We start from the raw sequence: 18,099 nt of genomic DNA on the forward strand, positions 1-18,099 counted from the left end.
CAAAAACCGGCCGTTCGGCCGGTCTGTATTCGTAATCACTATTTTCAGACGATTATATTTATTATTTTGTCCTGCACATATATGATCTTTCTGATGGTCTTTCCTTCAAGCATGGAAGCGAGTTTTTCATCCTTCATGATAGCTTCCATGACCTTTTCCTGGCTGGAGTTCTGCTCGAGCGTCACCTTTCCCCTCATCTTTCCGGATATCTGTACGGGCAGTTCAACGTTTGCCATCGAAGCGTATTTTTCGTAACCCGAGGGGAAACCGTCCTCCAGAATTGTTCTCTTCTTTCCTCCCTTAATGCTGTAGATCTCTTCACAGAGGAAAGGAGCGAATGGTGAAAGGAGTTTTGCCATATCTATCACGAGTTGTCTCTCGATTACATTCTCTTTTGAAGCCTCGTTGACGAACTCCATTATAGCTGCGATCGCCGTGTTAGGCTTTATGTTAGTTATCGAATATTCGACCTTTTCGATGGTCTCGGCCATCTTAATTTTCAGGTTCAACGAGCTCTTCCCTTCGCCCATATTTGCAATTTCCCAGACGCGATTGAGGAATCTCTTAATCGCGTCCATTCCGCTGTCCCTGAAATCTCCGCCCTCGAGGAAGGTCCCCATGAACATAAGGTAGGTTCTGAGGGCATCGACCCCGTGGCTGTCGAAATACTGATTGGGGTTGACGATATTGCCTTTCGACTTCGACATCTTCTCTCCGTCTTTTATAATAAGCCCGTGACCCCTGAACGACGTGAAAGGCTCTTCGAATGAAAGATATCCCATATCATGAAGGGCCATTGCAATGAATCTAGAATACATTAGGTGGAGTGTTGCGTGCTCATTCCCGCCGATGTACATATTCACCGGACACCATTTTTCGACGAGTTCTCTTTCGAAGGCGGCTTCGTCGTTTTTAGGTGAGAGATATCTCAGATAGTACCAGGCCGAATCGAGAAAGTTGTCGGAGACATCGGTCTCGCGCCTGGCCGGGCCTCCACAAATTGGGCAGGTAGTGTTGACGAACTCTGGGCTTTTTGCAAGGGGCGATTTTCCGCTGCCATCTGGTATGTAGTCGTCGGTTTTTGGAAGCATCACAGGCAGATCTTCCTCTGGAACGGGAACTGTCCCGCACCTGTCGCAGTAAATCATGGGGATCGGTGGACCCCAGTAGCGCTGCCTGGATATGCACCAGTCGTGGAGGTGGTAGTTGACCGAACCCTTGATCGAGGTGTCGATGGTATCTATCCGGTCTATGAAATCGGTACTTTTCATGCCTGTATATTTGTCGCTATTCACCATGATCCCTTTTTCGGTGTAGGGCAGTTCCGAAGGGTCGCACTCTATTACCTGTCTTATCTCGAGGCCATACTTCCTGGCAAAAGCAAAGTCTCTCTCGTCATGTGCCGGAACGGCCATGACTGCACCCGTGCCGTATTCGGCCAGAACGTAATCGCCGATCCATATGGGCAGCTCCTCCCCAGTGAGCGGATGGATCGCGTAAGAGCCGGTGAAGATTCCGTTCTTCGGGCGAGATATAGAGGTTCTGGTCGCCATATCCATGTTTTTGACGTTGTTTCTGAACTCTTCGAAGGCCTCTTCCGTGACGGGAGTTATTAGTTTATCCACCAGCGGATACTCCGGTGCGACGACTATATAGGTGACACCGTAGATCGTATCGGGCCTGGTGGTGAAGACTTCGATCTTCTCATCCATTCCTGAAATATCGAAAGTTATCGAGGCACCGGCCGACTTTCCGATCCAGGCTCTCTGGAGGTTTTTGGTCGTATCGGTCCAGTCTAACCAGTCGAGGTTGGAGAGCAGCTTCTCCGCGTACTCGGTGATCTTAAAGAACCACTGACTCATCTCGCGTTTGTCCACCTCGCTGCTGCACCGCTCGCAATGGCCGTCTATAACTTGTTCGTCGGCCAGAACCGTCTTGCAAGAGGGGCACCAGTTCACACTGGAATCGCGCTTCTCGGCCAGTCCGCGCTTATAAAGCTGTATAAAGATCCATTGGGTCCATTTATAGTACTCGGGCGAGGAGGTTATCGCCTCGCTGTCCCAGTCGTATATATTTCCGAGTTTCTTCAATTGTTCCTCGCGGAAATACTCAATGCTTTTCGGTGTCAGTTCAGCAGGGTGTTTGCCCACTTTCAGGGCATAGTTCTCGCTGTGTATGCCGAAGGCATCGAAACCGATCGGCTCGAAAACGTCGTAACCCTTGAGCTTCATGAATCTTCCATATACGTCCGACCCGATGAAGGAGAACATGTTCCCTATATGCAGCCCGGCGGCGGAGGGATAGGGAAACATCATGAGATTGTAGAAAGGCCTTTCAGCTTTATCCAGGTCTATATTAAATGGTTTCTCCCTGGCATAATAATCCTGCCACTTCTTCTCGAGTGCTCTGAAATCGTACATATGCTACCTCCCCGAATGAATATAAAGCTTTAGAAAAGCAACTTAGATGGATTATAACACGCGTATGTGAAGGAAGATTTCCATCAGTGGATAAAGAGATATCTCAACTTGCGCGCTGGAGCGAAAACTAGGGATGAAAGACAGCTTCTCTGTACTTTCGATCGTTAAGCTTGCACAAAATATCGTCGTTTATATCAATTGGAGTCGATAAGAAGGTTCACGATAAAGTACCGGTTCTTGGCAAGGGGTTGCTGAACGAAAACGAGATCGTTTACATTTCAATCGTTTCACGACCGGGCAGGACAACTGAAGGGGGGCGTGAATGAAATGAAAAGAATAAAGTTGTTTATTGTCGTCGCTTCACTGGTTTCAATATTCACCTCTTGTGTTAAAGTTCCTTAGGGGGATTCCATAATCGTAGATGTCGAGACCGTCTGGAGAGAATTTCGGAGCGCACCTCATCTCGAAGGCCGGCTCATTCTGGGGTATTACGATTACAATGTGGTCGAAGAGACCTGCGGGTTGCACGGGGCAGAGGTCACGGTCGATATAAAGGCGTTGAAGGCTGTCGGCCTGCGCTTCGATTCCACTTTCGAGGATGTTCTGGAGCAAATTAAAGGTCTCTTCGATTCGAAACCGGAACTATTGAGAGCGGTGAGATATATAGAACCCAGCTACAGATGGAACTCATAGCGCCTTCGCTGGATGAAGTGGTCGGCGTGGAGGCAGTCCCGACCACTCCGGATGAGATCCCGGATTTCGAGCGGTTCCTCTGGGGAATCAGGAAGATATGCGCTTCACAGGCCTGGGATACCGGATACGATGGGACAGGTATAATCGTCGCCATACTTAATACTTGCATCTACACTCCAGCCACAGGGTAGTCCATCCTCCTGCACCAGAAGCGCGCTCTCGAAAGAAGCGACGGTGCTTCATCGATGAAACCTCTTACGACGACAGCTTTCCTGTTCGAGGGGATGACCTCGTCGAAACTGGTCTTGTTTTCGATGAACTTAGGAGCCACTATGGTCACTTCTATCGAACTGCGGTTCTCTCCGTCAGCCGGCAAAATCTCTCTCGGCTCCGGATAGACCAGAGGTTTATCTTCATCTCCGACAAAAAAGCGGACCCTGAGGTCCGCTTTTGAAATACAGCTCTGTTTTAGTCGATTATGTTGTTCCAGATGAGTAAGAATCTGCTGATATCTTCGTGATCGACCCAGTAATCTTTGGGGATTGAGATATCGTAAACGATGCTTCCGGTGTACATATGTTCGACAAGGATATCGAAATCCTTTTCGTCCACCACTCCGTCACCGTTGAAATCGACGTCTTCCATTGCGTAGGTTTCCTCAAATATTGGGACGTACATAGCGTTGTACTCGATCATCCACGGACTAATACCGAAACCGTTGTTGGCTGAGAACTCATAAAGCTGCTTGGAAACGGCCGGTACCACGTAATAACCGTTCCAGCCCCAGTCACCCCAGCTGTTCTTGATTATCCAGAACTCGGTCGCTTCCCAGGTAAGGCCGGAGAAAGGATCATTCACGGTGATCGAAGTCGCTTCCGGATCGATAAGATCGGGGAAGGCCGCCTTGAGTCCTGCCATGTCGAGCCAACCGACCAGCGTTACGGCGTGACCACCTGTGATAGTCGTGGAGGTGGGAATGTAAACGCCTTCAGTGTAGTAATCGAAGTCTGCCGGCACTCTGAAAGAGACTGCGAGCGACCCGAACTTGATCATCGCCTCTTTGATGGCACCGTTGTAAACTTCGTACGGGTAACCCAGCCAACTGAGTTCATCACCATAATAAACCTGCACGGTCTTGGTGCTCTTGATTATGTTCTCTTCCCAGTTGTTATTGACGGGGTTCCAAAGTATCCAAGGGTTGAAATCAAACATGCTGTATGGGAAATCGCTTTCCAGAGGGAGCCCGTACCTTACACTGTTGTATGTCGAGAAGATCGCGTTTCCACCGGCATCGCTGCTGTCGTCCTGGATTATTACATCCGACTGCAAAGGATCATAGATCGATTCGATATAGATGTCCCAGTCTATGTTGTGGAAAGAGGCGAATTGCTCGGAGAGGTCGTAGGTATCGTGCTGCAACTTCCAGGGCTCGTAGATCTCTTCCCCAGCAAGACCGTCTTTCTGCACCAGCAGGCCACTCTCGAAAGAGGCAACCGTAGCGAAGGCCCAGCAAGTGCCGTGGAAGGCCTGGTTCGTGATAGGAGTGTGAACCTGTACAAAACTACCTTCGGGGATCTGCACATCTCCGTAAGGGAAATAGATGAACAGCGCCGAGATCAATTGGCTATACCGTGTCGTAGCCTGTTCTACGAAGAGAGATTTGGTGAGGTCCATCTTCATTCTTTCGGGGAGCTCAACCTCTCCGTGCCACTTCTCGATTATGCTGTCCAGATCGAGTATACCGTGAGCCGCGAACTCACTGAGCGCACCGGGTACACCGGCCCTCCAGGGAAGATTCAACCGCGCGATGCTTTCGTTGACTTCGGCCGCCCTGGACGCGGCTTCCTGAAGAAGCTCGTTTCCGAAAGTCGCAATAGAAACCAGAGTGATTATTATTACCAGTAAGGTCTTCTTCATTCAAATCACCCCTCACATTTCCGCCCCGACGATTTCGGGCAGATCGAGACCATATATGAAGTTATCTACCACGATACCGTCGATAGTTCTGTTGACGCCGTCCCTTATGAAATAATCTGTACCGAGTCCCAGAGAGACTTCCTGTCCGTTCATCTCCGGCCCGAAGCCGAACTCTACGAAGGCCACAACCTCACCAACTTCTTCTATTTCCGCCGGTTCATTCACGAAGCCTCTTACAAGAACTATTTCATCGCCGAAATCCACGAAGTTGCTGACGTTTTTCTTGTCGGGAATGAAATCGGGGAAGAAGACTTGAGTGACCGTTAAACCCTGCGAATAAAGGAGCGAATTCTGGAGGTACATAAGCTCGCCGTTGCGCGTGTTGTCTGGAGCGAAGTATTCCTTGATCTTGTCGATGTATTCCTTTACATTAGGCGCAACGATGGCGATGACCAGTGAGCCATCCTCTTCATCGGTCGCCGGTCGCGCTGTGATCGGGGCTATGAAGATCTCGGGTTTGTCCTCTCCGGTGTAGCGATCCTCGAGCTTAAAGCTCACGTAGGTATACTTGTTGTTACCAAGCTCGTCGTATGCCCTGACATAAAGAAGATAGGTGTGCCCGAGTTCCAGCATATAGGGCATCATGAACGTTCCTTCCGTGAGATAGAGCGTAACCAGCTCGTCGTTGAGGAGGATGCCGGTGACTGTTGGATCCCAGTCCAGCCAGTCGGTGATCCAGGGATATCCCTCTTCGGTCGTCTCTCTGAGCCTTATCTCAACTTTCACTGCCGGTTCGGAGAATTGCCAGCTGGCAAATAGATATCTACCAAATGGTCTGAAGTCGCCGTCACCAAGGCCTCCATTGTATCTGTCCGAGCCGAAGATAGTGATGGAAGGTCCGGTAGTATCGACCTTGAAGACGTACTTGTTGGGGAGACCGTTGAACTCTTTCGTCTTTACTTGGACGAAGTGAGTGCCATCGACCAGGTTTTTAAGATCGACTTTCAAGGCGTCGGTCTCCACGAATGCCGCCCCATCAACCGAGTAGAGATAGGTGTGAGTCAATTCGTCGACAGGTTTCCAGGATACCGTTACATCCTTCGAGGCGTAGGCGGCCTGGGTGTTGTCGAAGATAACCGAAGGGCTACCAACGATGAATTCCAGCTCGTTCGAATTGAAAGTGCGGAAACCACTCTCGATGGCCAGCTTTCCCAGCGCTTCCACCCAAACTTTGTAATTGCCGGCCACCAGTTCGGTGGCGTATTCGGTTGTCTGGAGTTCAAGGATATTGTCGTTGATATGGAGCTTATAGACTACTTCCTTGAAATCGTCAGCCGTCTCGAACTTCCAGCTGAACGTTATGGTGGTGCCTGCAAGAACCGTGTTCGACCCTGCGTCGGAGCTGAGTGTAACCACTACGAACGGCGGCTTGAAACAAGAAGTTACAAGCAACACCAGCGCAGCGAGAAGAACAAGCATAAAAGAAATGCGCTTCATCCACATACCCCCTTTTTCGTAAGTTATACAATTTTAGCACCTGATGGAAAAAAACTGGCTTAATGTGCAAAAAAACGTTTTAGAATTCTCTCATATGGCTGGCCGATTTACTTCAGCGCTTTCAGAGGCCTTATACAATATCTTACCCTCAAGTGGGCTTTTTTCTGGCATAATTGTGGCAGGGGTGATACGGTGAAAGAGGTAACTCTGGATATATTGATCGAGATACCCAAAGGTAGTCGTAACAAGTACGAGTTCGACAAAAAGATGAAAATGGTCCGTTTCGACAGAACGCTCTTCTCGGCCGTTCATTATCCGATGGACTACGGCTTCATATTAAATACGCTCGCCGAAGACGAAGATCCTCTCGATGCGATGGTTTTGCTGTGGGAACCCACATTCCCGGGCTGCCTTATAGAAGCCAAACCTATAGGGGCTTTTAAAATGTGGGATGAAAAGGGTCCCGACGAAAAGGTCCTCTGTGTTCCGATACACGATCCCGTGTGGAATTACATAGAGACTCTGGAAGATGTTCCTCCCCACCTCCTCAAAGAGATCGAGCACTTTTTCTCGGTCTATAAGGAACTCGAAAAGAAGAAGACTGGAATAGAAGGCTGGGTCTGGAAGGAGGAGACACTCAGGATAATAGAGGAGGCTAAAGTCCGGTATATCGAAAGCGGGGCGAAGCTCTTTTAATCGAAGAGTCATTCTTCGCCAATGAATGATCGGTATTTAGCATTGGCAGGAGCAGAAAATGAAAAGGAGAGACTTCAATGTTCGAATATGTGATCTGGGATTTCGGTGGAACGCTTTTCGATACCTATCCGGCTGCAACGAGGGTTTTCAGGGAAGTGTTGTCGAAATTCGGAGTAATCGCGAAAGAGGAAGAGATACTCGAAAAACTCAAAGAATCGACCATCAAGGCGGCCACCTATTTCTCTAACAAGTACCGCTTGAAGGAAGGTCTCATAGAGAACTTTTATACGATTGAAAATCATCTGGAGCCCGACAAACAACCACCCTTCAAGTCGGCCAGAGAGGTTTGTCTCCAGATAAACAGGAATGGCGGAAACAATTTTTTATTCAGCCACCGGAGCAACTACTCAATGACCAAACTGTTGAGCTACTACAATATGATAGATCTCTTCTCGGAAATAGTCTCCAGCGACAACGGATTCGCCAGAAAGCCCGATCCTCAGGCTATTATGTACATAATCGATAAGTACGACCTAGACCACGAAAGGGTGATAACGATAGGCGATCGCGAGATTGACATAGAATCGGGAAGACGTGCCGGCATTGCCACTTGCCTTTTCAACCCAGGTGGGTCAATAACCTCTACAAGAGCAGACTACGTGATCGACTCACTCGAACAACTTCCATCGATCCTCCAAGTTTGCAACCGGTTCAAAGGTTGTGGGGATACAAATGATTAAAAACCTCATCTGGGACTTCGATGGATCGCTCTTCAACACCTATCCGCTGATGGTAGAGATATTCCAGTCAGTGCTTGCAGAGCACGGTTACACCGCCAGCCGGGAAGAGATACTTTTCCTGATGAAGGACACGCTTGGAAAAGCCGTCGAGTATTATATGGAGCTTGGCGTTGGCGAAGATTTTTACAGGCTCTTTCAGCTGCGCGAAGAAGCGGCCGATCCCTCCCTGCAACCGCCTTTTCCTCATGCCCGCCAGATCTGTCTGAAAGTCAGGGAGAGGGGCGGAAAAAATTTCTTAATAACCCACAGGTCCAGGAGTACCGTGATGAAGCTCCTCTACCATCACGATATGGCCTCTCTCTTCTCGGAGATAATAACCAAAGAAAGCGGCTATAAGCGTAAACCCCATCCTGAAGCCTTCATTGCGGTCATAGCTTCTCACAGTTTAATTGCCGAAGAGACGCTCTCGATAGGCGATCGTGATCTCGACATTCTTGCAGCAAGGTCAGCCGGAAGCAGGACCTGTTTCTTTTCGCAGAACGGTTTTTCTCCTTCTGTTCCGGTTGATCTGATTATTCACGGGCTTGACGAACTTGAAAGCTTTCTGGAAGGCAACTGATCCTAAAAATAAAGCGGGATACGCAAAGCGCATCCCGCAAGAACAAAACGACTCACTGCTCCAGCATCTTTTCCATGACTTCTATAGCGGCGTCCGACAGCAGCACCACAGAGAGTTTTTGGATATCGACCGATACCTGAACACTTCTGGTGGTTACTTTTGAATCGCTCCCGAACTTCCTTGTGACGATCTTTTCTCTCATTTCTTGAACTCTCTCGAAGGGTCCCAAACTGTTCAGCTTCTTAAGAGCTTCCGGGGGAAGGTTTTTCATCATTCTTTCTTTTAGAGCTTCGGCTTTTTCATTTACTGCGGGGAGCTTTCCCGTGATTTTCGTTCTCAGATACTCTGCTAATTTCTCGCTCTGATCAACGGTTACGATTGCTTTCAGGCCGGCGCCGTACTCATTGATTATCTCCTGAACTCTTTTTACAATATCGGCTTTTTGAAGGGGAGTAACTTTCTCGCCAGCGATGGCTTTTTCCAGGTTCTCTTCGAGAGTTCCCTTTACTCTTTCCTGAAGGTTTTCCAGGTTTTCACGGGTTGCAACGGCCAGATCGTGGATCGCTCTCAGCTGATCGCCGGAGAGTTCGAGAGCATTCAAAAAGTTCGCTATCTGCAGCTGATACTGGAGCTTTACAATCTCGCTGTTGGCTAGATTTCTCATGCCAGGTGCGGCAATGACCATGACTCCAAGTACAAGAGCCAGAACGGAAACAATAACTACCTTTTTCATTGGCAACACCTCTGATTCGAATTTTTAACTGAGATAATTATATAAAGCCCTTTGTGAAATGAACGTGAAATGTTCATCGCTGTTGAATGGTCTTATTACAGGCCATCATCATGGGGTATAATGCAATCATTAGAAGGAGATTCAAGAAAGGGGGAATTTAATATGAAAGTGTTGGATTACTCTATACTATCAATCACCGATGCAGGTTCAGTTTTCATCGAAGAGTCAAAACATGACGGCGTCACCTTCTCTTTTCCTTCCGATCCGATCTTTGCCAAATACAGAGATCAGCTGATGGTAGTTGTCGAAGTGAAGATGGATGCATCGAAGTTCTCGCTCACCAAGAGTAAGCTGGATCTCACCTCAGTGAGACTCCACGGAGTGAAGATAGTGGATAACAAGCCTTTCGATGATTCGGTTGCGCTTTGGGCTTTCGAATCCAAGACTCTTGGAAAGACAATGAGAGTCATTTCCGGGAGTGAGGGATCAAAAATACCGGCCAAGAGGGACGCCGACTACGTTGTTCCGGCGATCGTAAATACAATCGAACTGGCTTCGAAAGAGGAGAACGTTGGCAGATTCATCTTCCAGCTTCCGGGCGAGTGGTTTGTTCTTTCACAAATATCGATGGGGCAGGATATCGCCAAAATACGTCGCGAAAATGCGCGGCTTGATCTCAAGTCCTTCAGCACGGAGATAATCGTCGCGGAGTTGAAGAAGCACAGAGTCTTCACTGAAAACCTGTGGAATCTCTACGCCCTCTACAAGGAACTGGACAAGTTCGAAACCGAGAACAGCGAGTTGACCGAATCGGTAGAGGAGGAATTGACAGTCTCCGACCTCGATCTCGAAGAAACGATTCCCGAGTCGGTAGATCTTTACCTTGACGGTGATGAAAAAACTACGGTATCGCTTCACAAACAGGTTCTTGTCCAGTCAAGTATCGAGAAAATCGGCACTTTCAGCAAGAAAAAAGCCGTTGTTCTGAGGATCAGGAATAATTCCGATCTCGGTACGGTGAAGGAAGTACACTTCTCTTTCAGATTGCTCGACCCCGTAGGGAAGGAACTGTACTTGGCCGAACACGATCTGAAAGACCTGAATGTAGGTCCTGGGGAGGCGCAGAAGAGAGATTTCATGGATTTCCCGGAATTCACCGATCAGCAACTCGAGAGAGTGGACGTTAAGCTTTTAAAGATACTGTGGAGCAACGGCGTAGAGACTTTCACTGAATAGATAGATTTCTGATATCTCTGAATTTCGCTGCGTCCAGAATCTTTCTCACCCTCCCGACTTTCGAGTCAGGAGGGGTTGTTTCTTCACCACGCTCTATCTTTTCCAGTATAGCGTCCAGCTCGCTATACTTCATGCCCAATACAAATTCGTCCGTAATGCCAGGAACCAGGTCGGGAGTTGGGGGTTTATCGATTATACTCCTAGGTATCTTCAGCTCTCTGGCCAGGCTGTAGACCTGAGTCTTGTAGAGGTGCATTATGGGCTCGATATCGGAGGAGTCGTCGCCCCATTTCACGTAGAAACCGCACAGCTTTTCCGTCTTGTTCGTCGTTCCAAGGACGGCGTAGTTCCTTTTCTCGGCTTCGAGATAAAGGGCTACCAACCTCATCCTGTGTTTGGATCTGTAGTAAGCCAGTCCTTTGAGGAATTCCTCGTTACCCCTGTTCAGAAGATCGTCTAGAAAAGAGTCATCCGAAAGAGTCTTCCACTTGCTTTTCACGTAATTTTCCTTGATATTCGAGGGAATAAATAGTGCCGGCGGCTCGAGTCGGTAGGTACCGATGGCCCTCAGGGCGCCCGATATTCTCTTGATTTTGTACTCTATTCCTAGAAAATCTACCACTAGTCTCGAATCCCTAATGGTTCGAGCCGAAGAATCTCTTTCGGGGAGGAGGAGTCCGAAGACTCTTTGCCTTCCCAGAGCCTCAACGGCGAGCTTACCGACCACGGCCGAATCTATCCCCCCACTTATACCTATCACTGCGCCTCTGTAGTCGTTCTCTCTCACCGATTTCTCGATGAACTTTACTATTCTCTCTTTTATATAGATCGCCTCCCGATACCTATATCGGTTGTCTGTTATGACTAACTTTCTTCCAATACGGTTCTCGCCGCAGCCGACTGAGACACTCTCAGTTAATTCTTTTTTGGTATTTCTGGGTGCTATACTCTCTAAACAAGGTTCACAATCTTTAAACAAGGAGGAGAAAAAGTGAGAAAAGCTATTCTGGTTTCCATAATGGCGCTCATGATTGTAGCTATGTTTGCAGTTAATCCATTGAATCTCTACGGAAGGGATGCAGAAGGAAGAAACGGAGTTGTAGCGGCGGCAAAGCCCGAAGCCTCGGAAGTTGGTGTTAAAATACTGGAGATGGGAGGCAACGCCGTGGATGCGGCGATAGCGACTGCATTCGCGTTGGGCGTTCTCGAACCCAACGCTTCGGGACTGGGCGGCGGTGGATTCATGATCATAAAGCTGGCCAACATGGACGATGCAGTTGTCATCGACTTCAGAGAAACTGCTCCATCGGCGGCCGGACCGACCTTCTTCAATCTCGATGAAAGAAACCGTGTTATCAACTACGAAACGATTATAGGCGGTAAAGCGATCGGCGTACCCGGCGAAGTAGCTGGATTGCTCTACGCTCTCGAGAACTTCGGAACCATGTCGAGGGCCCAGGTTATCCAGCCGGCCATCGAGTGGGCCGAAAAGGGCATTCCAGTCACCGTTAACCTCTTCTCGATCATCAACGACAACTACGAAAAGATAATGATGATGGAAAACGGTGCCGAGTTATATCTGAAAGATGGCGGCATACCTTACGAAATCGGCGAGACGATAGTTCTCAAGGATCTGGCCAACACGCTCAGGATCATCGTCGAAAAGGGTAAAGACGGTTTCTATAAGGGTGAAATAGCCGAAAAGATCGTAGCCGAGGTCCAGAAGCGCGGCGGAGTCATAACCCTTGAAGACCTGGCCAATTACGATTTGCAGATCAGAAAGCCAGTTGTCGGTACATACAGGGATTACACGATTCTATCCGTACCACCGGCCAGTTCGGGCGGAACACACATAATAGAGTTGCTGAACATCATGGAGAACTTCGATCTGGCCGCTCTGGGAGACAACACTCCAGAAACGCTGCACCTATGGTCGGAAGCCATGAAATTGATCTTCGCCGACAGGGCAAAGTACATGGCAGATACCGCCTTCGTCGATGTGCCTCTCACTGGACTGACTTCGAAAGAATACGCCAGGACCCTCGCTGCCAAGATCGATCCTAGCAAACCTATGGAATCGGTTGCGGCTGGCGACCCATGGCAATACGAAAGCGGCAGCACAACCCACCTTTCTGTTATGGACAAGGAAGGAAACATGGTAGCCATAACAAAGTCGATCAACTACTTCTTCGGGTCCGGTGTCGTTGTACCGGGGACGGGAATAATAATGAACAACCATATGGACGACTTCGTCCCGACGCCAGGTTCCGCGAACTCTGTGGAACCAGGTAAGAGACCTCTAAGCAGTATGAGTCCCACGCTTGTTCTCGACCCTCAGGGGAGACCTTACATGACCATCGGTTCACCAGGTGCCACGAGAATCATTACGACCGTCGCCCAGGTGATAAGCAATATTATCGATCACGGAATGACGATCCAGCAGGCCATACTCGCCCCGAGAGTCTTTAGAACGGCCTCCGGTCCAATGTCTATTGAAGGCAGGATATCCATCAACGCTTACAACAAATTGCTCGAGATGGGTCATCAACTGACAGTACGTGGCGATTACGATGCCTACTTCGGAGGCGTTCACGGCGTACTGTACAACTACGATATCGGCATTCTCTTCGGAGGAGCCGATCCCAGGCGTGATGGTCAGGCCTTCGCCTTCTGATGAAAAGTGATCGATCACACTAAATGCCTTCGTTAGAAAAAGGAACAGACCTGTACAGGTCTGTTCCTTTTCAGCTGTTAACAGAAAGTCAACAAATTAACTTTTCAAACTTATCTCGATTATTGAAGATAGAATAGTATAATTGTATAGCTGTCTTTCCTTAATCGGATGATTGTAACCCTGCAATCGGTTTTGTACAAATCTCTGTTCCGGGTAGTCAGGCACCGTGTATCCCGGAAAGTGATACCGCATGTTTGTGAAAGGATTGGTGATCCTTTGAAAAAGAGATACGTTCAGTTCATTGTGTTCATCGCTGTTGTTGTCGTAATAGTACTTCTCTCGGGTTTTTCTTTCACTTCGATGTGGAAAGATCCACCTATAGTGCCGGGGCCGGGCGTCACGGAAATCAAAATGCTCAGCGACTGGTTACCTTCACTGGCTGGAACTAAAAGCGACACGGAGGTTTATATTATAAGAGGCAGTCAGCCAGGAGGAAACCTCCTTCTACTTGGCGGGAACCATCCAAACGAACCGGGGGGGATGCTGGCGGCCGTTCTTATGATCGAGAACGTTTCGTCTCTGGTTGGAACGGTGTATATAATTCCTAGGGCTAATCACAGTGCTTTTACCCACAACGATCCCATGGAAGGTGCACCGCAATTTTTCAGTATAGAACTTCCCGAGGGTTCCAAGAGGACCTTCAGGTTTGGATCCAGAAGAACTAACCCTGTGTCGCAGTGGCCCGATCCCACCATCTATAACCATCCCACAGGTTCTACGCTCGGCGGCAGCGAGATCTCGAACCTAAACAGGGCCTTTCCCGGCCGCGAGGACGGGCTCATAACAGAGCGGGTGGCCGCCGCCATAATGAATATCGTGAAACAGGAAAAGATAGATCTTGTGTGCGACTTACATGAGTCTTCACCGGAGTATCCGGTGAACAACGCCATAGTTTTTCACCAGAAAGCCGCAGAACTGGCCATCATGACGCAGATGATGCTCGAAATGGAAGGCGTGAATATAAGGCTTGAAGAGTCTCCGCCGTCTCTGCGCGGGTTGACGCACAGAGAGATAGGTGACAACTCCGATGCGTATGTGGTACTTCTAGAAGTTGCCAATCCTTCCCAGGGCAGGCTTCGTGGAAAGACTACCGAGGAGCTCGTAACTACCGGCGTAGATAAATATTATCTCCAGGCTTCGAAAGACGGCAAACTTTTCGCTCCGTACGATGAGACTGGATACCCGCTGGAGCTAAGGGTTGCGCGTCACGTTACCACCGTGAGAGTCCTTCTCGATTCTTGGAATATGATGTTCCCGGATCGAATGATAATGCTCTCCGATGTGCCTGCTTACAACGCGATACTCAGTGATGGTCTGGGTGCTTTTCTAAAACCTGTTTCATAAGACTTTCTTAATTGGAGGGGAAAAAATGAAGAAACATGCGCTTGTTGTTATGCTCGTGGCTGTATTGTTCACCGGCCTTATCGCAACCATAACTGCCCCCACGGTAGCGTCCAGCAACGGTATGGTGGCCGCCGTCAACAATTACGCGGCAGAGGCCGGAGCCAAAATACTGGAAATGGGCGGCAACGCCATCGATGCGGCCATAGCGGTCAGTCTGGCCCTGGGTGTTGTTGAGCCTTACGCTTCCGGTTTCGGTGGCGAAGGTTACGCAGTTATAACGATGGCCGACGGTAGCAAGTATGCGATCGACTTCAGAAGTGCCGCTCCCATGATGGCTACGTACGAAGCGATCGCAGAAAAGGGATTGAAGTTGAGCTCGATATCTTACACTCCCATGGGAGTCTGCGTTCCTGGAGTTTTGGCCGGTATAAAAGAGGCCTGGCTTCTGGGAGCTACGCTTCCTCTGTCGGTTCTGGCGGCTCCGGCCATAGAGCTTGCCAGAAACGGTTTCATAGTCAATGAAACCTTTTCTCAAACGACGTCTGACACGTACGAAAGACTTCTCGAAAGCGCATTCGACTTTCTCAACGAAGGATTCGTCTGGGAAACGGGGAGCGTTTTCAAGAACCCTGAACTGGCAGACACTATCGAGAGAATTGTTGAAGAGGGTATAGACACCTTCTACACCGGCTCGCTGGCCGACGAGATTGACGCCTTCATGGTCGAGAAGGGTGGCTTCTTGAGGAAGTCCGATCTAGAATCCTACCGCGCGATCGTTAGAGAGCCTCTCCACGGCACCTACAGGGGATACGACCTGTACGTTCCACATCCACCGGTCTCCGGGCCGCAATTCATAATGGTTCTCAACGTGCTCGAGAACTACAACCTGTCAGCGATGAGCTGGGACGATCCGTTGGCGATTCATTTGATCCAGCAGGCATTGATTCTTGGCGACGTCGATAGAAAGGCTTACATAAGTGATCCGGAGTTCCATGATCTTCCTTACGAGGCTTTTATGAGCAAGGAGTACGCAAAGACCAGACTGATGTTGATCAACCCGGGAAAAGTTTTCGATAAGCCATATGCAAGCTATCTCGGCGACGCCTATCCCTTTGCCGATGGTTCAACCTACGAGGAAGTCCTTTTAGAGCAGCTGGCCCCGGTTATGTCAAGCGCCAGAGCGGTCGAAGAATCTCCGTCCACGACGCACTTCTCGATAGTTGACAAGGAAGGAAACGCCGTATCCTGGACGCAGACGATTTCCAGCTTCTTCGGAACCGGAACTTATTTCAAGGGTTTCTTCTTCAACAACGAAATGGCAAACTTCGCCTCTTCTTACAGGGAAGGCGACGTAATAAACCTCACAGGAGGAATGAGACCGAGAACGACGATCTGCCCGACAGTTGTTATGAAGGATGGAGAGGTTCGCTGGGTACTGGGAACACCTGGAGGCGGCAGAATAGTCTCGATGATGGTCAATCTGGTAGTCAACCTGGTGGATTTCAACATGCCTATCGACCAGGCGATAAGATCTCCCAAGTTTGTCGGGTACTCCTCATACACCGATCTTAGAATGGAAGAGGGTTTCCCGCAGTCCACGCTGGACTTCCTTGAGAAGATTCTCGGCCATAAACTCAACATTTACGCTTACCCCGACCTCTACTTCGGCGGTCCGAACATAATTGCCGTTGAGGAAAACGGAATGATGATCGGAGCCGGTTCCCTGAGGAGGGGTGGTTCGGCTTCAGCACCGGAATTTTGAAATTGAGAAAGGGATGATTTGAATTGAAAAAGTTACTTCTTACGTTGTTTGTTGTTTTTTGCTTCGTGTTTGTTAGTTTCGCTGTGGAAACACTCCTTGAAGAGCCCGTGATTGTCACTTCGGCCGGTCAGTCCCCGGGAGCTCTCCAGTTCACTGTTGTCGCCAAGATGGTGAATCTGGACTACAAGTTCGATAAACTGTACAAGGTCGAAGACGTCGATATGAGTCAATTCAAGACCTTCGTCATCGTTGTCGGCGCGAGCGGCAAGGGTCTGGGAGCGGCCGGAATCGATCTCGAAGTCGAGATCAACAGAGTTCTGGCACTGGCAAATAAGGCAAAAGAAAACGGATTGAAAATAGTGATCTGCAACCTCGAAGGAGCCTCGAGAAGGGGTGAATCGTCGGATAGAATAGTCACGACTCTGGCACCATTCGCCAGTGTCTACTTTGTTAAGTCCGATGCCAACGAGGACGGTTTCTTCACCACTTTGAGCGAAAAGGCCGGAGTTCCCATGGCCACGTTTGAAATGACGGTGGGACTGAAGGATGTACTGGCGCAGTATTTCGGTAAGTAACTGAAATGGGGGCGTCTCAGCGCGCCCCTTTATTTTAGACCGGAGGAAAGGCATAGAATGAAGATGAAAGCGATAGTAGTAGCGTTTTTAATTCTGGCAACAGCAACTCTAGGTTCGTTTTTCAGGCCCGATGTGAGGCCCGGCTACGGTGTGACTGGAATAGGCTGGCTATCTGATTATTTCACACCTCTTAAGGGAACGAATATGGATACGCCCATCTACTTCATGGACAGCGGCAATGAGGGGCCGACCTTCCTTCTCATGGGTGGAACTCACGGAAGGGAGATCTCTGGTACGACGGCCGCTCTGGTCTTTATAGAGAACGTAGTCGTCACGAAAGGAAAAGTAATCGTGATGCCCTTCTCCAATATAAGCGGTGTCTCCATTCCAGATGAAACCGGTAAAGCGCCGCATTTCATTCAGGTCGAAACCAAGTCCGGCCCGCGCTTTCTGGTGTACGGCGACAGGAGGACCGATCCGGTCGATCAGGGGATACCCGATCCAGTAGTTTTTATGCACGCACAGTCGGGGTTCACGTTGGAAGATGGAACGGAAGCGAGAAATCTTAATAGACAGTACCCGGGAGTGGCAGATGGCAATCCGACCCAGCAACTGGCCTATGCGATCATCGAGATGATAAAGGCCGAGAAGGTAGATTTCAACTTGGATATGCATGAGAGTGGTACTCCCGACGAGTACATAGACGAAAGAGGCAATACCCGGTCTGGCAGTAGTTTGGCCTATACACTGGTCTGCCATCCAGACGCGCTTGAGATAGGCGCCGTAGCCATAATGGAAATCGAAGCCTTCTACGGTATTTCGATGAAGCTCGAGGAATCCAACCTTAGTTACAGAGGTCTCAGCCATCTGGAGATAAGAAACGCCACCGGCTCTCTTTCTTTCCTTTCAGAGACGCCCAACCCCGGCCAGGATTCGTGGAGGAAAGTCTACGACGTGATAAACGATCCCGATTACCCTTTGAAACACAGGGTCGGCCTCCAGCTCCAGATAATACAATCGCTGTTCAACGCTTACGAAATGCTCATGGGAGAGACGGTTCTGGTTACGGGACTACCCTCTTATGACGAAACGATGGAAAACGGTTTATTCATATACCTGAACTGATACTTCCT

At 49.2% G+C, this 18,099-nt stretch carries 17 protein-coding genes; 11 read left to right on the forward strand and 6 right to left on the reverse strand.

Features of this window, described 5'->3' with window-relative positions; genetic code table 11:
- Positions 1-44 precede the first annotated feature (44 nt).
- Complete coding sequence (leuS, locus tag MESINF_RS07785) at positions 45-2,420, reverse strand: leucine--tRNA ligase (protein ID WP_169699292.1); 2,376 nt, start codon at positions 2,418-2,420, stop codon at positions 45-47.
- A gap of 501 nt (positions 2,421-2,921) precedes the next feature.
- Here leuS and MESINF_RS07790 point away from each other — a divergent pair.
- Positions 2,922-3,113: a hypothetical protein gene (locus MESINF_RS07790; RefSeq protein ID WP_169699293.1), complete on the forward strand. Its 192-nt coding sequence runs from the start codon at positions 2,922-2,924 to the stop codon at positions 3,111-3,113.
- Positions 3,101-3,304, forward strand: a complete 204-nt coding sequence (locus MESINF_RS07795; RefSeq protein ID WP_169699294.1) for a hypothetical protein — start codon at positions 3,101-3,103, stop codon at positions 3,302-3,304. The genes MESINF_RS07790 and MESINF_RS07795 overlap by 13 nt, the downstream gene beginning before the upstream one ends.
- Here the strand turns inward: MESINF_RS07795 and MESINF_RS07800 are convergent.
- The 3 genes from MESINF_RS07800 to MESINF_RS07810 form a co-directional block, all read right to left on the reverse strand.
- Positions 3,283-3,489: a hypothetical protein gene (locus tag MESINF_RS07800; RefSeq protein WP_169699295.1), complete on the reverse strand. Its 207-nt coding sequence runs from the start codon at positions 3,487-3,489 to the stop codon at positions 3,283-3,285. The genes MESINF_RS07795 and MESINF_RS07800 overlap by 22 nt on opposite strands.
- Positions 3,490-3,581: 92 nt before the next feature.
- On the reverse strand, positions 3,582-5,030 hold the full coding sequence (locus MESINF_RS07805; RefSeq protein ID WP_169699296.1) for a C1 family peptidase: 1,449 nt from the start codon (positions 5,028-5,030) through the stop codon (positions 3,582-3,584).
- A 12-nt stretch (positions 5,031-5,042) separates the two neighbouring features.
- Positions 5,043-6,527, reverse strand: a complete 1,485-nt coding sequence (locus MESINF_RS07810) for a hypothetical protein (RefSeq protein ID WP_169699297.1) — start codon at positions 6,525-6,527, stop codon at positions 5,043-5,045.
- A gap of 192 nt (positions 6,528-6,719) precedes the next feature.
- Here MESINF_RS07810 and MESINF_RS07815 point away from each other — a divergent pair, with 192 nt between their 5' ends.
- From MESINF_RS07815 to MESINF_RS07825, 3 genes are all read left to right on the forward strand, one after another.
- Positions 6,720-7,223, forward strand: coding sequence for an inorganic diphosphatase (locus MESINF_RS07815; RefSeq protein WP_169699298.1), 504 nt, complete (start codon positions 6,720-6,722; stop codon positions 7,221-7,223).
- Positions 7,224-7,300: 77 nt separating this feature from the next.
- Complete coding sequence (locus tag MESINF_RS07820) at positions 7,301-7,963, forward strand: HAD-IA family hydrolase (RefSeq protein ID WP_169699299.1); 663 nt, start codon at positions 7,301-7,303, stop codon at positions 7,961-7,963.
- Entirely contained in the window at positions 7,956-8,582 is a 627-nt protein-coding gene (locus MESINF_RS07825; protein ID WP_169699300.1) for an HAD-IA family hydrolase, read from the forward strand. Before MESINF_RS07820 ends, MESINF_RS07825 begins: the two co-directional genes overlap by 8 nt.
- A gap of 52 nt (positions 8,583-8,634) precedes the next feature.
- Here the strand turns inward: MESINF_RS07825 and MESINF_RS07830 are convergent, their stop codons facing one another.
- The gene (locus tag MESINF_RS07830) at positions 8,635-9,315 is read right to left on the reverse strand and encodes a hypothetical protein (RefSeq protein WP_169699301.1); all 681 of its coding nucleotides are present in this window, start codon (positions 9,313-9,315) and stop codon (positions 8,635-8,637) included.
- 162 nt (positions 9,316-9,477) lie between these two features.
- Here MESINF_RS07830 and MESINF_RS07835 point away from each other — a divergent pair, with 162 nt between their 5' ends.
- Positions 9,478-10,551 (forward strand): hypothetical protein, encoded by a 1,074-nt coding sequence (locus MESINF_RS07835; protein ID WP_169699302.1) that lies wholly within the window; start codon positions 9,478-9,480, stop codon positions 10,549-10,551.
- Here MESINF_RS07835 and nadE read toward each other — a convergent pair.
- The gene (nadE, locus tag MESINF_RS07840) at positions 10,541-11,374 is read right to left on the reverse strand and encodes an NAD(+) synthase (RefSeq protein ID WP_169700947.1); all 834 of its coding nucleotides are present in this window, start codon (positions 11,372-11,374) and stop codon (positions 10,541-10,543) included. The two genes, MESINF_RS07835 and nadE, sit on opposite strands and share 11 nt — an antisense overlap.
- A gap of 195 nt (positions 11,375-11,569) precedes the next feature.
- Between nadE and ggt (MESINF_RS07845) the strand changes: the two genes are divergently transcribed.
- The 5 genes from ggt (MESINF_RS07845) (at position 11,570) to MESINF_RS07865 (ending at position 18,091) form a co-directional block, all read left to right on the forward strand.
- Positions 11,570-13,225 (forward strand): gamma-glutamyltransferase, encoded by a 1,656-nt coding sequence (ggt, locus tag MESINF_RS07845; RefSeq protein ID WP_169700949.1) that lies wholly within the window; start codon positions 11,570-11,572, stop codon positions 13,223-13,225.
- Positions 13,226-13,501: 276 nt separating this feature from the next.
- Positions 13,502-14,629, forward strand: coding sequence for a M14 family metallopeptidase (locus MESINF_RS07850; protein ID WP_197712652.1), 1,128 nt, complete (start codon positions 13,502-13,504; stop codon positions 14,627-14,629).
- A 25-nt stretch (positions 14,630-14,654) separates the two neighbouring features.
- Entirely contained in the window at positions 14,655-16,391 is a 1,737-nt protein-coding gene (gene ggt / locus MESINF_RS07855) for a gamma-glutamyltransferase (RefSeq protein ID WP_169699304.1), read from the forward strand.
- Between the two features lie 23 nt (positions 16,392-16,414).
- Positions 16,415-16,966 carry a DUF6305 family protein gene (locus tag MESINF_RS07860; protein WP_169699305.1) on the forward strand — a complete coding sequence of 184 codons (552 nt, stop codon included), beginning with the start codon at positions 16,415-16,417 and terminating at the stop codon, positions 16,964-16,966.
- 57 nt (positions 16,967-17,023) lie between these two features.
- Positions 17,024-18,091 (forward strand): succinylglutamate desuccinylase/aspartoacylase family protein, encoded by a 1,068-nt coding sequence (locus MESINF_RS07865; protein WP_169699306.1) that lies wholly within the window; start codon positions 17,024-17,026, stop codon positions 18,089-18,091.
- The last annotated feature ends 8 nt before the right edge of the window (positions 18,092-18,099 follow it).

It is taken from the genome of Mesotoga infera (genome assembly GCF_900157305.1).
Taxonomy (GTDB): domain Bacteria; phylum Thermotogota; class Thermotogae; order Petrotogales; family Kosmotogaceae; genus Mesotoga; species Mesotoga infera.